Source organism: Roseburia sp. 1XD42-34 (assembly GCF_009917385.1).
GTDB lineage: Bacteria > Bacillota > Bacilli > Bacillales > Amphibacillaceae > Virgibacillus.
In genome coordinates, this window is record NZ_QWLJ01000011.1 from 22,418 (window position 1) to 38,946 (window position 16,529).

The window sequence follows — 16,529 nt, forward strand, 5'->3', positions numbered from 1 at the left end:
TTTATAATTCCGCTTTCTCACTCTATGTATCTGTTTGTTTTTTAGATGATATGAAAGCTGGGCTGGAAAAATAAAACTTGAAATGTTTAATCTTAAGCAGCGTAAAAAGGAGAGGTCACGAAACTTATACCGAGCGGATACTGTCAAGAAGTTATCTGGCAGATTTAAGTCACTAATATGGAGGCAATATTCTTAATTAAATCGGGATTTAAGCTTACTAGCAGTTGGAGACAACTAAATGTATAGTAAAACCTTATTATGTAACAAAAGCAACATAGCGAATGGAACAAATCAACGAAAGATAAAGTGAACCTTCCATCAACAGGGTTTCTTTATCCCCACTGATGGTTAGTACAGGCGAAAGGCGCCCGTTTAGCAACGTAGCAACTGGAACGAAGCAACTAAAGTTTTAGGAATCATGCTACTGCAACAGGAGTATGTCGACGCCTGAGCGGCAAGTCCGTTTTTAGTCGGCCTTTCTCTTAGAGACGAACCAATGATGACTTATCGGAGGGCGATTCGTGAAGTCGCCTAGTTGCTGGGTGCTGGAGCCGGACGTGTGGCTAAATAACTTAGTAAGTTTATCCACAGTTGCAAAATTTTATAATTTCCTAGACCATAAAAAAATCGGCAAGGCCCCGATAGACCTCACCGACTTCTTTCTGGTGTAATATCATATTTAAATTTATCACTTCGATACAGTATTTTGGTATATTCCAGTACTTTTTTAGTCTTTATATCAATACAATCCGTTTCCAGCACGATAAGAGGAATCATGCTACTGCATGATAACAGCTCCTGTTCATAAGAAGTGGGAAATGTAATACTTAATAAGGAATGCTTACTCGTAAATTCTTCATAACCATATTGGCGATAATAAGCAAACATAGATAATATTTGCGACCCTTCGTGAGCTATGTTCCCAAATCGATCCTGGTCTACAAACGATTGGTGAATCGCTATAGGTTCATCATCAATTAATCGCAAGCGACCAATTTTATAAACCGCTGCTTCTCGATGTGCCTGTAACATATCATAAATTTTACTATCATAATTAATTTTCTTACAGTACATATTTTTGGTTGTTAAACGATGTCCTGCTCGTTTCATTTTATCAGTAAAGCTGCTATTTCCTGTTAAGTGCAACTGAATTGGCTTGGATGTCTCCTTTAAAAAGCGCCCTTTCCCTTGTACTGAATAAATATAGCCGCGTGCTTCTAGGGTCGTTAAAGCATTTCTAGCAGTAATACGTGGCACTTTATGCTGATCTGCCAGCTTGTTTTCTGAGGGAATCTTTTCACCAGGTTTCATCGCTTTCGTAATGATTTTCTCCATTATATCATCAATAATTTGCATTTCCTTATCTACAGGCATTCAGATACCTCCTTACCAACCTTGTGGATGTTTAAACAGGACACTAGCACAGGAATTTGACTATCTAACAATCTTAGTGTTCGTCTTGATACGTACATCTACCTTGGTCCAATCATTTTTCTATGGTGCAACGTCCATTGTCATTTCTAGTTAGTTAAAAAGAATGTTTTTACTGTAAAGGAATGGCAAATCGCCAAGCTACCTATCTCCCGTTCCAAAAAAGAAAATTCAGGAAGTCCCAAACCGCTTTTTGCTGTTACATTATCCGTTATTGGTATGAACAGTCTTTTTAGTAAGTATATCACAGAAAACAAAAGATACGATGAAGGAAAGGAGGTTACCGTCTCTTGCTTGGTTGCACAATCCGATACGGCTAAAACGGTTACAGAACACCAAAAATTAAGTCGTCGTCTAAGCAGCATGTGCAAGAAAATCTGCGAAACCGTTACCTTTTGCCCAGCTTCACTTTAACTTCTAACACGCATTTTTCCATGCAATACTCAATCAATACAGCTTTTTTACAGTACGAAAAAAAACCAACAGTCTCGACCAACTGTTGGACTGGGCTTACCCCTATAAATTTTCTAAAAACACACGAATCACATCTACTCCACCGATAAATGTCCCTAAGGAGCTACCAATGTTTGCTAGTACTACGATTAATAAAACTCGCGTTACTTTATTGCGCCAAAAACCCTTCACTGTAAATACATCCTCTGATAACGTCTCAAAATCCCGAACATGAGGTCTCTTCACATATGCCTGCACAAATCCAGCGAACCATCCAGCTGCAAGTAACGGATTTAATGATGTAATCGGCGCTGCTATAAATGCAGTTAAAATAGTTAACGGATGCCCAAGGGCAATCAGGGCACCAATCGCTGATAACCAGCCATTCCAAATAATCCAGCTTAATGTTTGCTCCCAGCCAGCTTGAGGATTAGCATAAAAAGTGTATGCAATAATCGCCAAAATGAGGACAGGAATGGTCCAGCCGATGATTTTGGGCCATTTTGATTTTGATGGGACTTCTCGTAATTTACTTAAATCATGATCTTTTTGAATTTGCTCTTTAATCCCAGGCACATGTGCCGCACCAAGCACGCCAACAATTTTATTCCCTGGCGCTTCTTTCATTTTTTGCGCTAAATATTGATCTCTTTCATCAATGAGAGGCTTTTTTAGCCTTGGAAATGAATCGGTAAACTCTTGTAAAATAGTATGAATCGTATCTTGTTGTTTCATTTTTTCTAGTTCTTCTTCAGATATAGTTTCTTTGCTGAAAATACTCGCAATCACTTGGGTTAACAGCATTGCTTTACCTTTTAACCCAATATTATTCCAAATTCGAGCAAAGGTAATTTGAATATTGCGATCTGCTAACACAAGCTTTGCATTCACTTGTTGCGCTGATTCAATTCCCTGTATCATTTCTTGACCTGGATTAATGCCAAATTGTTTAGCCATTCGTTTTTGAAAAGAAGAAATAGCTAAATTCATCAATAACAAGGAAGCCTTCTTTTCTTTAATAACCTTAAATATATCCATGTTCTTCCATTTATTGTCGTCTGTAACGGATTGATATCGCTGTTCATCTAGCTCTACGCATACTGCATCAGGGTTCTCCGCTTCTATAACCTCTTTTACTTGTTCCGCACTATGTTTGGAGACATGGGCCGTACCAATCAGGATATATTCCTTATCATCCATATATATTCGTGTTATATTATCCTCTGACATACATTACCTTCCTTTACTCCCAACGTTTAAACTATTTTTATTATACGTTAAAAGCATATACATTGGAAGCTCAAGGAAAATGGCTCGAATTCGCGAGGAATTCGCCGAAGTTCACAATTTCATGTCTCGCTTATTTGATTTCGTTTAGATATAAAGACTCTATTCTAAAGCATTTATATTTGCAAACTGCATTTGCTGATTTTATCACCTGAAATGAACCATGGGGCCTGCCCCATGGTTATTAGCATAAACATCATTAAAATCTTCTTAACCCACAAGTAAATAAGCTTTGCAACCTCATATAATTATACATAGTACGAGCATGCCTTCCTTTCGCTGTTCGAGGGTCAATTTTTAAACGCATCCGTTCGAGAAATGCTTTATCACATTTACAACGATCTCTAGAACGGCGGTAACACATATCATGCGCTTTACAAATAGCGTCTATATCATTAATGGGCTCTCCGGGTCCACTGCAACCAGGACCACACCAACGGTATCCACCAGGAAAGCAAGATGTTGTTTCTCGTCGATGCCGCATTGTAAAACCTCCTATCTAAAGGTTCTACAATACTATATGCACCTCTATATCAAATAGCCGCTACACATGCCCCTATTGTTACGAGTTAAAATTAAGGCATGGCGTAATTCTTACAGTTATATAATATATGTAAATGATAAAAGTGCCGAGAAAATAAATAGTCTATGCCAAAAAAGCTAAACTATATCAGGTGTCTGGATTTTCTTCAACACCCTAGCAGGATTCCCGCCGACTACCGTATTTGCCGGTACATCTTTTACCACAACTGAGCCAGAGGCGATGACAGCATTATTACCAATTGTTACACCTGGATTAATAACTGCTCTCCCGCCTACCCATACATTATCACCAATCGTAACAGGTTTGCCAAGCTCTTTCCCTGAATTTCTTGCATTCGGATCCAACGGGTGCGTTGCGGTGTAAATATGCACACCAGGTGCAAGCATGCAATTGTCGCCAATTCTTATTTCACAAACATCAAGCATAACACAATCAAAATTGGCGTAAAAACGATTACCAACATAGATATTATACCCATAGTCACAACGAAATGTAGGCTCTATGTATATATCATCTCCTGTAGAGCCTAGTAAATCTTGTAATAACTTCTTTCGCTCTTCCAAATCCGTTTCCCATGTTTGATTAAACAACCGTGTTTTCGTACGGCAAGATTCACGATCGTAAACTAACGTTTGATCAGATGGATTGTATAATTCGCCTGCTATCATTTTTTCCTTTTCTGTTGTCATTACGAAATCTCCTTCTAGTTCCATTTGTCTTTTATTATAATCTAAAATCAACATTTGATATATCATTTATGCGGCTTAATTTAACTGAAATAGCATAACAAGTGAGTAGCCTAATATAACGAGCAAAACAGACCCAACAACACCCGCTGCAAATGATTTCATTCCTAATCTTCGAAATGTCTTTAGATCAACATTTAAACCAAGCCCTGCCATCGCCATCGCAATTAATAAATATGCTACAGTGACAATCGAATTTGCAACAGTTTCTGACACAATACCAAGTGTATTAAAACCACTCATTGCAAGAAAACCTAATATAAACCATGGAATAATGGACATCGATACTTTTTTGTTCGTACTTTCTCCACTTCGTTGAAACATGTAACCAACTACTATTACGACAGGCACTAATAATGCCACCCTTGTTAATTTAACAATTACTGCTAAGTCCACCGCTTCACTCCCACCAACATCAGCAGCAGCAATCACATGTGCTATTTCGTGAAGTGTAGCTCCGGTAAAAATACCATAGCCTGTAGGTGATAAATTTAAAATGGAGTAAATGACACTGTAAATCAGGGTGAAAATCGTGCCCAAAACAGCAACGGTAGCTGCGCCAACTGCGGTTTCCTCATCTTTCGCTTTTACTTGCGGAGCAACTGCAACGACCGCTGCAGCACCACAGATCGCTGTGCCACAAGCAGTTAAAATGCCTAAACGTTTTCCTACACCAAACCACCTTGTTAATCCATAAACTACAAATAATGTAAATACCAAACAAATTGCTGCTATCATAAATACACTGATTCCCGCCTGGTATATATCTATCAAATTCAACCGCATGCCTAATAGAATAATTCCTAAACGTAACAGCTTTTTATTGGAAAACGTCACCCCTTTTTTTAAATGACTTGGAACTCCGATTGCCTGCTTCCATATCATTCCGATTATAATCGCAATCACAAGCTGACCCATAATCGATAAAAAGGGTAACTTAGCAGCATAATTAGCTATGATAGCTATAATTAGTGTAATCCCGATCCCTTGAAAAAATGCTATACGGTCCGTTTTCTTTTGTTCAACCGTATTCCCCATCACGGCCACTTCCTTTTCGTTCTCTTACATTTACTTTACCGAATAACAGATTATTAGTAAAATACATATAAATAATAGTTACTATTAATTTTTTTAATAGACAAGGAGCTGATGGCATGTATTATGACGCATTACGCACATTCATTACTCTTGCAGAGATTAAGAATTTTACGAAAGCAGCAGAAATACTACATATTTCACAGCCAAGTGTCAGCTTACATATAAAGAACCTTGAACGTGAGCTAGAAACGGAATTAGTTGTCCGTTCACGTAAATCATTAAAGCTTTCACCAACAGGGGAAATCTTGTATGAACGCGCCAAGCAAATATTGAAGATTTATGAACAAACCAAACGTGATATATTAGAACAGCAAGAAGTCGTAAAAGGTAGTTTAAAGATAGGTGCCAGCTTTACGATCGGGGAGTATATATTGCCAGCTCTACTTGCAGATATACATAGAGTTTACCCAGACCTTGAATTAGAAGTAGTTATTGGCAACACAGAGGAAATTGTCCAGCAAACAAAACATTTTCACGTGGATATTGGACTTATTGAAGGACAAACGAGTGAAAAAGGACTAGCCGTATGCCCGTTTATGGAAGATGAGTTATGGGTTGTTGCACCTCATCAGCATATATTAACAAATAAGGCGAAAGTAGCTACTTCAGATTTGCAAAGCCAAGCATGGATTTCCCGTGAAGAAGGGTCGGGGACACGCGAGTATTTAGAGCATGTAATTCGCTCCAACGGGTTAAAAGTGAAATCCATTATTACAATTGGTAGTAATCAAGGGGTAAAGGAAAGTATTATTAATGGGATGGGACTTTCTTTACTTTCTTACAGTGTGATTGAGCGAGATGTTCAATTAAAACAGCTCGCCATTTTGCAGATGGAAGACATGCATTTCAGACGCACATTTTCCTATGTCTATTCACCTATTATGAAAAACAAGCGAAACGTAGTCACTTTTATCAAGATGTTGGAACAGAAATGGCCTTATGTTAAATAACGCAAAATAGCATGCAGTAGGAAGTGTCTTGTCATTTCCTACTGCAACGCTAACATCCACAAGGTTATCTATGAATTTATACTGGATAAATAGGTCTCTCTTAAAACTTCCTTCATGTGATATTGATGTGTAGGTTTCAATCCACGCACCTATGAAAGGTGCGACCCCTAAACCTGACCCAGACCCACAACCTGAATCTATTTCAATCCACGCACCTATGAAAGGTGCGACGTCGTTAAATATGTAAGTGATATGTATATTTTAATTTCAATCCACGCACCTATGAAAGGTGCGACAGCGATTTCTTCCTATAAAATTACTTTTTATGGAATTAAATGGGTTTTTATAATAGGGAATTTAGGTGATTTACACCTAAAACAGCTAAATTTTGTTAAAAATAAACCATATTATTCCATTTAATTGGTGCGAATCCCCCGGGGATTTCATGTGCACTTGGGGTTCGCACTAAAAAATTAATGGGTCTTCTAATTTTATAGTTTCTTTAGCCCCAACATGTTCTACCTTCGTTTTATAATTATTTCCTAATCGATAAAAACGCAGACTATCTCTTCCCTCATCAATTAATTCTCTAAGTTCAATTTTTAATGTCGCAAATTGCATATCGTCAACAATACATTCAAAAACAGAATGCTGAACACGCTGACCATAATTTTGACATACTTTAGCTACTTTTCGCAATCGCTTTTGTCCACCATCACTTGACGTGTTGACATCATATGTAACTAGTACTAACATTTTTTTCGCCTACTTCCATAAAAATGGTGGATACTCATCTAAGTCTCCCCGTAAAAAGCGTGCTAACAATAGTGATTGAGCATATGGTACCAATCCCCATGTTATCTTTTCTCCTAAATAAGGATGGGTAATTTTCTCTTGCTTTTTGGTTTGCCAAGCTGTTAGAAATTTTTTCCTTCCACCATCAGTCATAATAACCGCGCCATTTTCCTTATGGAGAAAATCCTCCTCTTTGATTGCCTTCTTATTGATTATGGAAATAACAAACCGATCTGCATAAATTCCCCTCAACTCTTCCATAACATCCAAAGCCAAAGAAGCTCTTCCAGGACGATCACGATGTAAAAACCCAACATATGCATCAAGACCAACGGACTCCAATGCCGCTGCCATATCATTTGCAAGTAGCGAATATGCAAATGACAGCATGGCATTCACCTTATCTAAAGGCGGTCTTCGTGAACGGGAATGGAAGAAAAAGTTCTCCTTTTGCTGCAGTATCATTTGATCAAAAATCTTATTATAGCTGTACGCAGCCTGCCCTTCCCACCCTCTCAAACTTTCTAAGTCACTGCAAAACCTTACTTCTTGCATCAAGTTAGATAATTGGGCTGACACTTTTTTAAAAGTAGCTACATCAATTCGCAGAGGATAATCCCGAGTCATTCGTTCAATCATCCACTTATGATTAAAAATTTTTCCTACAATAAAGTTGCGTGCTATCATCGCTGATTGGTCTTCGTCTTCAGAAAGCTGATATTGACGTTTTCTTAAAACAACATTTCCTTTACTCTCCCCAATTACTCTAGCAAGAAAACTTCCATTCATGGTCATGAAAACGATCGAGATGTTACGTTTTGCACAGTAACCCATTAATGCAGGGCTTGCACCTGTATATCCAAACGATACAATGGATTCTAAATTATGAAGTGGTAGTCTCGCTAATCTTTCCTGTTCCTTTAATAAGACAATATTGTCTCCATCCAAAGATAAATAAACATCGGATTGCGTTATAAAAAGCGTGTTAAGAAGCTTCCTCATTCGTTTATTTTCCCTTCAATATAACTTTTTACCGATCGTTTATTCATGAGCTTCGGCAAACATATATGCTGCAGTGAACAGCTTTTACAAAAGGAACCTGTTTTCACTTTTGGCGTATGTCGTCTCTGATAATAATCCTGCATCTCATCCGTAATGTCTTTTACTTTTTGTCTAAGGTAATCGGTAAAAGGAACTTCCACCCTGTGCTTGATCTCATGATAATACATAAACCCTTTCTCTATTTGGCAAAGTAGCATCTCTTCTAAACATATCGCCTGAGCGGTTAACTGTAAGACGTCCGCATCATCTCTTTTCGGTCGTCCTCGTTTATATTCCACAGGGAAGGGAAGATAGTTTCCTTCTTCCCCGTGAATGACAATACCACTTTCATCTTGTATAAATTCAACTACATCACAAATGCCGTTTATCTTTAAAATTTTCGATTTTACTGGCAAAGCTCTAATAATTAATTTGTTGCCGCGCTTTTCGCGAATCATCGGCTCGTCTGCTTTGCGATGTAAGTAATGCCCTTCAATCGTTTTCACATTTTCTTCCCATTGTTGCTCAATATGGATCAGCGCCCATTGGCGACGGCAGAACTCAAAATGTTGAATCCCAGAAAGCATTAAAAAATCTTCTTCTTTATTTGCCATCCAGTACCTCTACAGGCAGTCCTTCCAATTCTTCAACAGTAATGGAATAGTCATTATAGCTCTTAGGCGGTTCCACTTTTGATTCAACCTTTACTGTTCTGTGTACTTTAGCTGAAGAATATTGCCCTAATTTAGAAGCATGCTCCCACCAATAAACATGATGAACTTCCATGCTTCCATCTGGTCTCGCTGAAGAAGCATCATTTTCAAATAAATTTACTATGGCTTGCTTTAGCTTTTCAGCATCTTCTTTAGAAAATCCTGTTTTTTCCGCTAATTGCGTATTAATACTTCCATAAAAAACGTATAATCCAAAATCTACGCGATGCTTCATCCCCATTGTATCTGACCCTTTTTTGTCCCCAGTAACGGAATTGACACTTTTGGTAATTTGCATACTTGTTATATCAACGGGATCGATACTTGTTGCAGTATGAACAGATACTGGACCGCGTACACCAACAGATATATCAGAACCTTTAAAAGCAAATACTTGTCCAAAACTACGTACATCAATCCACTCTTCACACGCTAATCTAGCAAACGTTTCATTATCTTTTGCTTTGGAAGCTTTATTAAGTTCTTCATGAGCATCAGCACGGTCTTTTAAACTTTTATATTGGTCTACTTTATAATCATTTGATTGCACAAATACTTTCTCACCCATATCTAAAAAGCGATTCCTAATTTTGCGCTTGATCGCAACATCAGAAATTTCTCCATGCCCATCGTAATTTTGCCTAGGTCTATTTCCATTTAATGGATCCCCATTTGGGTTTGCATTGTTTACAGATAACACTACTGCAAAATCTATTTTATGATCTAATATCGTCATTTCCATTCTCCTCGCTATTGTTTTCTACTGTCTTTTTTTGATACAAATCCCTACGCTGGCTATAAAACCCTAATAAATATTTTCCTGACAACGGTTTGTCGTTGAAATCTTCTATCGTTAATTTTGAACCAACCTCATCAATTAAACTAGCTAGATAATTACCTCGTTTTCCTAGCCTCGCTTGGTAGGGCTGTATACTTTCCTGAAGCGTCTTCCAAGTACGAGCAGGATGTTTAGAAAAAGCATTCATATAACGAATCGCATTCGTAGCACGTGTCTCATCTTGATCCAATGCCCTTCTTTCTAATACATCTGCTAACGCTAATAATCGACCGAATAAATAATCACGATCATCCAATTCTCGATCTAAACCCACATCCATTCCCTCCTTTTTATTAATTAAAGCGCATGCAATACTTAACGTTTTTTCCCATTCCCATTTTTCCATCGCGACTGGATTAGACGCACGATAAAATGCGCTATTTACAATATCTGTCGGTATTTTTCTATTATCAACGATACACGGTAGCATTCTTGACATTAAATCTTTCACGATTTTATCACTTGCCCGTGTACCATAAGCAGCGAATGCAATGTCCTTGGTTGCAGGAGCTCCAAAAAAGCGTACAAACTTGCCATCCTCATTTTTGCGATAGCGATGTTCCCAAACACAAGTAGAGTGCCAATGTTCTAACCTCTGTAAATACAATTCTTTATTCATATTTCGATAGTACAAGACTCCTAGTCTTCCAGTCGTAGCCGAATCAATAATTAGTATCGTTACATTAGATGTAATCGATAGATCATGTTTGTATCCTGCAAATGCTTTGGCAACTTCATTGGCAAAATGATCTAATGTGTTTGTCTTACTCTCCTTTACAACTGCTGCAGTTGGATGAATCGAAAACGTATCATCAATTGGCATGACAGTTTGCAATTGGTCGTTTCCCCAAACAAGAAAAACACGTTCATCGATCATATAGCCTTGCCGTAAAATTAACCACTTTAAAGCATTATGTGCCTTTTGCGACACGTCATAGCTAATGCTTGCAGCTTCGACACTTTTACTAAATCGACCTCTAAACGTAAACCCGCTTGTGTCGTTTGCAGATATTAGTTTTGCTTTATCCGCAGCATGCCTTATTTTATTTGCGTGTCTTTCCGTACTTGCTTGCCATGTTCCGGTTACAAAACAAATATCCTTTTCCCCAACCAAACTATTATAATAATGAATAAAGGAATCATGGACTTCTTTATCGTCCCACACATTGGTTAAGTGTTTGGTTGGCGAGTATACATTAAATCGAACAAAGGCACTTTCCTGTCCACCAGTAATAGCAGAGAAAACGGACGGCTTTTCCCCATGTAAGGCTTCATACGTCTTATTCCATTTACCGATTAACTGATTTTGTCCATCTAAAAAAAGGATGTTTGCTGCGACTAAATCTTCTATTAATTGTTTCTTTTGCAAGTATGTAAAAATACTTTTTACCTTTGGGTGCCCGTACGGTGATGTCACCCACTCTTCTAATTGCTCTATGTAACTAGCAAACGGCTCTTCTTTTTTAATCTTTCCACCATACTTCACAAAATCACCAGCAACATAACTTAATTTATCATGAAGTGGATAGGGAGCTACTTTGGATCCCGATCTACTTGCAGAACTTTCTGTAGTAGGGATTAACGTATTCACTTTATCCAAAACAGTGGCGGAATGGAACTCCCCATCTTCTGTGACAGTAACTTCAATATGCGCATTTTGTGTCGTATGAGAAATTGGTAGTAAGGTATAGCTTTTATTACCCCTTGTTTTTTCAATTTCACCGACGCGGTCCAAATTTGCTTCATACGTTTCATATAATTGCTGGAGCCAACTCAATTTACTCACCTCCTATCTCATTAAGTAATGCATCAACTGATTGTACATTTGTTTCATTGAATTGCTTTGCTTTCATCTGTTTTATTGGACGTGTAAGACTACATTCCTCAGGTCGTGGAAATGTGATGACACCTTGCTTCATCACAGCATTCCAAAGGCGGACTTCCATTTGGTTATCCCCTGTTTCATCTGGATAATTTATTCCATGTACCATGGTCCCAAAGTGAATTTCCTTATAATCATCGTAAAATCCTTCCCCTTCACCAAACACGCACGGCTCGACATACGCTTGGCATTCTCTAGCACCAAGGAACACATCTCTTCTTCCTCCAGCCTTTAAAGACCGCTTCATAATGCTATAGTGCTTGTTCTCATTTCGATCAAAAGCCATATCAGGTCGATGAAGGTTAAACTCAAAATGCGCCCTAACTTGATACCTAGGCTGTTTTAAATACGTATAGTTAGCTAACGTGTTTCCACCTTTGTATTCAATTGGGCGAATTCCTTTTGATTCCATTTGAATAGGATTCATAATTCGTACAGCATCTACGATCATAATGATCGTTGGTTTCCAATAAATCGACTCCACAATCCCTTTTAACGCTTGATATGTAGGCACTTGATACGTCAATTTTTCCCCACCTATCTTGGTAAGTGGGTCAGTAAACAGCGCATAGTCTCCCCACACTTCAAATTCGATTGCATTTCGCATTCGCTCACCCCCTTTCAAAGCTTGTTTTTAACATTTAATCCTTAAATCATATACACCTCATCCGCACTATCGCCTTCTACATCAAATCCAAATTCACTATTATAGGCACTATCTGCTAATGCATAGATTTTCCCATCAAAGAAAGAAACTAAGCCATTATTTTTCATTACTAAATCAAGCTCATATTTATACAGGTTAATTGTATAATGTTGCGCAGACCGCATAATGCGTCCTAAATCTTCCATGGATATGTTTCCGCTCAATTCTGTGATAATTTCTTTGCCCTCGTCTTCATAAGGAACAATGACTGAGGTTGTCTGATTATCTATGACACAGAAATGCTCCGCAGCAGTTCGGTAGCTGTTTGTAATAAATAACGGAATCTCCGCATTATACTTACTTCTGTATGCTTGGACGTAACTAAAACTATTTTTTGGAGCCGTTAATAATTCCATCATGTCTTTCTTTAAAGCGGGGATAAAATAATTCAGATCATTGCCAAAAGCTAAGTAAAACTCTTGAAAATAGCGCTCCATCGCTTGAGGAGATAATATATTTCCTCCATGTTCATTTTGATTGCGCTTCATATCAATTAAAATGCGTCTTGTAATTTGTTTACCAATTTCAATCTCTTTTAAATGCTTCAGCTGCTCTTCTTGATGATCTATCACATACACTTGCTGAATATCCTTTTCCCCATGACGATTGCAACGTCCTGCCGCTTGCGCAATCGAATCTAAACCAGCTAAAGATCGTATAACACAATCAAAGCTAATATCTACGCCAGCCTCGATTAACTGTGTACTAATACAAATAACCGGAATATTATTATCTAGGTCCTTTCTCAATTTGCTTAAAATATCATTTCGATGCGCCGCACACATCGACGTACTTAAGTGATAAATATGTATATCATCACTTCTCTTTTGTCGCAATTCTTCGTAAAGCGTTTTCACAACCTTTTTTGTGTTCAACACAACAAGTATGCTTTGAACACGTTTCAACTGTTGATCGATAAACGATACTAAACCATTCGTTGCTACTGCTTTATCGGTTGCTTTATCTATAATTTCCACTCGTTTAAAAGCATCCACCACATCCGTTAAATTCTCAACAATTTCCGCATCTGTCTTGATTTCTAGTTTATTTTGGACAAAATCTAACGCCGGCTGCGTTGCCGTACAAAGTAAAATACTAGATTGACAATTATTTTTCAAGAAATTAAGCGCTTCATTAAATAGCGAAATACATTTGACAGGGACTTTTTGCACTTCATCAAAGACAATAACTGCTTCACTCAAATGATGCAGACGTCGAATATTTCGACTGCCTTTGGCGTAAAAAACATTTAAAAACTGTACCATCGTTGTAAAAATAATCGGTGCATCCCAATTATCTTTCGCTAATTTCAACTTCTGTTTTTCTGTTACGGTTCCGTCTAAATGTTCGTCATTATCATCATCATCTAATATGACATTCGAATGATGCTCTAAAATGTTTTCTGTGTCTTTTAATATACTTCTTACTTCTTCCGCATTTTGTTCAATAATAGTGGTGTATGGAACGACATAGATAATTCGCTTTTTATGATGTAACAAAGCATGCTTTAATCCATAACGCAAACTAGCTAATGTTTTCCCTCCACCTGTTGGAATAGAGAGCGTATAAATACCAGACTCTTTTTCCGCAGCTGCTTCACATTGTGCTGACATTTTGGAGCGCAAGCGGTTAATTGGTGTATTTGCATTTGGATGGTTTTGAAATGCCATTATTTTTTCATGTAATCGTTCATAATACGTTTCAAACAATGCCTTATAATCACGTTTTGATGGGGTTTCGTCTTCCTCAAATAACCTTGTATTCGTACGGTCTGCATCAATAAGCGCGCTAAATACAAACTTTGTAACAAACATTAATTGCTTTTCAGTGTCTTTCATAGGAACGTTTTGAATAAATGGAAGTAACTCTTGGGAGGCTTTGTTTATGTATTGGTCAAAATCGTTCTCTTTCATAACATTTGCAAAAAAGTTCCCTTTCATTTTATTAAACTCATGTAATGGCTTATCGCGTACACGAGTTAAATATTTCGACTCTAGTTCTGGAGTTAGAAAATCATGTAGATAAGAGTGATGGGATATAATAGCATTACCGACTACCTCAGCTACTAGCGCCTTGCTAGGTGTCATATTTTTTGTATGTAATAATTCATATAGTAGTTTTGCCCCGCCCGTGGAATGATCAACACTACCTCGTTTAGGAGCATCTTCAGGATGATGTACAGCCGCATGAATATAATGAAGAAATTCCTCGCTATATTTGCCAAAGTCATGAAGCAACCCTGCAAGTCCGCATAAATGCTTCATCCCTATTGGCTCACCATACTCTTCTGCTAATTCTTTAACCTCCAATAGGTGATCTTTTACACTTTGAACTTCGAGGTCACTTTGTCGAATATGCGCAATAAAACTCATGTAATCACAGCCTATCGTTTATATTTTATTGGGTTAGATAGGAAAATAATGCCATGCTGGTCTTAGGTAAATTGTATCATAAAACGACATCCGTTGAATACAAAAAATAAGTACGTACATAATATTAATTTTTTTGACTACTTATGAAGCTTGGCTTATCCTCAATTCTTATGAAGAAATACTATAAACTAAAAAATCTTATACTTTTTCTATAGTGAAATGATAAAAATATTGAAATCTAGCCACAATATACTACAATAATTAGTAGAAGGACTTTTATATTTTTTAGTGCGAACCCCAAGTGCACATGAAATCCCCGGGGCATTCGCACCAATGAAATAGAATAATGTGGTTTATTTTTAACAAAAATTTACTATTTAACCCTTTACTTACTTGATTTTCACCTATAAAACCCAATTAATTCCATAAAATTGGATTTTATAGGTGAAAATCGCTGTCGCACCTTGTATAGGTGCGTGGATTGAAATCAAAAATTAAACCATCAATTTTTTAAAAAACCACTGTCGCACCTTGTATAGGTGCGTGGATTGAAATTATGAAAAATTTACCTCAAACATAATTACAGTTAGTCGCACCTTGTATAGGTGCGTGGATTGAAATGGGATTCATCTAAAAATGTCAAAGCCAGAACATGTCGCACCTTGTATAGGTGCGTGGATTGAAATACTAACCCAATCGCCTGTCTTTGTTAAATCAACACGTCGCACCTTGTATAGGTGCGTGGATTGAAATTCAAATTGGGCTCTCACCATTTCAACAATCGCAACGTCGCACCTTGTATAGGTGCGTGGATTGAAATTAGCAACAATTATAATCTTCATGCTAATCAGTCGGGTCGCACCTTGTATAGGTGCGTGGATTGAAATTCCGTCTTCTTCGTCCCAATCATCTTCGTCATCCTCGTCGCACCTTGTATAGGTGCGTGGATTGAAATCAGTACCATCCATACGCGCTTTGGCAAAAACATTGTCGCACCTTGTATAGGTGCGTGGATTGAAATCTGTGTTGTCGCTTAAAGGTAAAACGACTATTGCGTCGCACCTTGTATAGGTGCGTGGATTGAAATTCTTATTTTATCGTTTGATCTGCTAAGTGTTATTAGTCGCACCTTGTATAGGTGCGTGGATTGAAATAAACGGTGTTAAAGTTACAAATACAAAAGGTATATGTCGCACCTTGTATAGGTGCGTGGATTGAAATTATATACATCTTTAAAGGATTTGTAATTCCTTGAGTCGCACCTTGTATAGGTGCGTGGATTGAAATTCACTTCAAACTGTGATTTATAAAAGTTAGCAGCGGTCGCACCTTGTATAGGTGCGTGGATTGAAATAATGTCAACACTTTTGATATGAAAAATTTGATATGTCGCACCTTGTATAGGTGCGTGGATTGAAATAAGACAACTATATAAACGTTATTGCAGGAGCGCGTCGCACCTTGTATAGGTGCGTGGATTGAAATAGCTGTATGCCACGTTTTGCTCCAAATTATTTGGAGTCGCACCTTATATAGAGGGTCGCAAATGTGAGAAAAATATCCCCCCTCTTGAACTACTCTCTGGCCATTTCCGTAGCTGGAAAAATGCCTCATTCATTTTCACCCAAAACACACTTTCGCTTCTGTTCACCCTTTAGATTCGTGATAGTGAT

The 16,529-nt window shown here is 37.7% G+C and carries 13 protein-coding genes and 1 CRISPR repeat array; of the genes, 1 reads left to right on the top strand and 12 read right to left on the bottom strand.

Annotated features, from left to right (window positions below; genetic code table 11):
- Window positions 1–648: 648 nt before the first annotated feature.
- From D1839_RS08230 to D1839_RS08250, 5 genes are all read right to left on the bottom strand, one after another.
- Window positions 649–1,374, bottom strand: a complete 726-nt coding sequence (locus D1839_RS08230) for a GntR family transcriptional regulator (RefSeq protein WP_120379505.1) — start codon at window positions 1,372–1,374, stop codon at window positions 649–651.
- A gap of 573 nt (window positions 1,375–1,947) precedes the next feature.
- A complete protein-coding gene (locus D1839_RS08235) occupies window positions 1,948–3,114 on the bottom strand; it encodes a TraB/GumN family protein (protein WP_120379504.1) in 1,167 nt (388 codons plus the stop codon).
- A gap of 256 nt (window positions 3,115–3,370) precedes the next feature.
- Window positions 3,371–3,655 (bottom strand): phospholipase, encoded by a 285-nt coding sequence (locus D1839_RS08240; protein WP_120379503.1) that lies wholly within the window; start codon window positions 3,653–3,655, stop codon window positions 3,371–3,373.
- A gap of 176 nt (window positions 3,656–3,831) precedes the next feature.
- A complete protein-coding gene (maa, locus tag D1839_RS08245; protein WP_120379502.1) occupies window positions 3,832–4,404 on the bottom strand; it encodes a maltose O-acetyltransferase in 573 nt (190 codons plus the stop codon).
- Window positions 4,405–4,479: 75 nt separating this feature from the next.
- Complete coding sequence (locus tag D1839_RS08250; protein ID WP_120379501.1) at window positions 4,480–5,499, bottom strand: YeiH family protein; 1,020 nt, start codon at window positions 5,497–5,499, stop codon at window positions 4,480–4,482.
- Window positions 5,500–5,615: 116 nt separating this feature from the next.
- Here D1839_RS08250 and D1839_RS08255 point away from each other — a divergent pair, with 116 nt between their 5' ends.
- Window positions 5,616–6,509: a LysR family transcriptional regulator gene (locus D1839_RS08255; protein WP_120379500.1), complete on the top strand. Its 894-nt coding sequence runs from the start codon at window positions 5,616–5,618 to the stop codon at window positions 6,507–6,509.
- A 465-nt stretch (window positions 6,510–6,974) separates the two neighbouring features.
- Here D1839_RS08255 and cas2 read toward each other — a convergent pair whose 3' ends face one another.
- The 7 genes from cas2 to cas3 are packed head-to-tail and all read right to left on the bottom strand — an operon-like array spanning window position 6,975 to window position 14,856.
- Complete coding sequence (gene cas2 / locus D1839_RS08260; protein WP_120379499.1) at window positions 6,975–7,265, bottom strand: CRISPR-associated endonuclease Cas2; 291 nt, start codon at window positions 7,263–7,265, stop codon at window positions 6,975–6,977.
- A 9-nt stretch (window positions 7,266–7,274) separates the two neighbouring features.
- The gene (gene cas1c / locus D1839_RS08265; RefSeq protein ID WP_120379498.1) at window positions 7,275–8,306 is read right to left on the bottom strand and encodes a type I-C CRISPR-associated endonuclease Cas1c; all 1,032 of its coding nucleotides are present in this window, start codon (window positions 8,304–8,306) and stop codon (window positions 7,275–7,277) included.
- On the bottom strand, window positions 8,303–8,959 hold the full coding sequence (cas4, locus tag D1839_RS08270) for a CRISPR-associated protein Cas4 (RefSeq protein WP_120379497.1): 657 nt from the start codon (window positions 8,957–8,959) through the stop codon (window positions 8,303–8,305). Before cas4 ends, cas1c begins: the two co-directional genes overlap by 4 nt.
- Window positions 8,949–9,794, bottom strand: a complete 846-nt coding sequence (gene cas7c / locus D1839_RS08275; RefSeq protein WP_120379496.1) for a type I-C CRISPR-associated protein Cas7/Csd2 — start codon at window positions 9,792–9,794, stop codon at window positions 8,949–8,951. The genes cas4 and cas7c overlap by 11 nt, the downstream gene beginning before the upstream one ends.
- Window positions 9,775–11,673 (bottom strand): type I-C CRISPR-associated protein Cas8c/Csd1, encoded by a 1,899-nt coding sequence (cas8c, locus tag D1839_RS08280; RefSeq protein WP_120379495.1) that lies wholly within the window; start codon window positions 11,671–11,673, stop codon window positions 9,775–9,777. Before cas8c ends, cas7c begins: the two co-directional genes overlap by 20 nt.
- Before the next feature lies 1 nt (window position 11,674).
- The gene (gene cas5c / locus D1839_RS08285; protein WP_120379494.1) at window positions 11,675–12,385 is read right to left on the bottom strand and encodes a type I-C CRISPR-associated protein Cas5c; all 711 of its coding nucleotides are present in this window, start codon (window positions 12,383–12,385) and stop codon (window positions 11,675–11,677) included.
- 41 nt (window positions 12,386–12,426) lie between these two features.
- Window positions 12,427–14,856: a CRISPR-associated helicase Cas3' gene (gene cas3 / locus D1839_RS08290; RefSeq protein ID WP_120379493.1), complete on the bottom strand. Its 2,430-nt coding sequence runs from the start codon at window positions 14,854–14,856 to the stop codon at window positions 12,427–12,429.
- Between the two features lie 456 nt (window positions 14,857–15,312).
- Window positions 15,313–16,341: a CRISPR direct-repeat array (repeat unit 32 nt; unit sequence GTCGCACCTTGTATAGGTGCGTGGATTGAAAT).
- Window positions 16,342–16,529 lie beyond the last annotated feature (188 nt).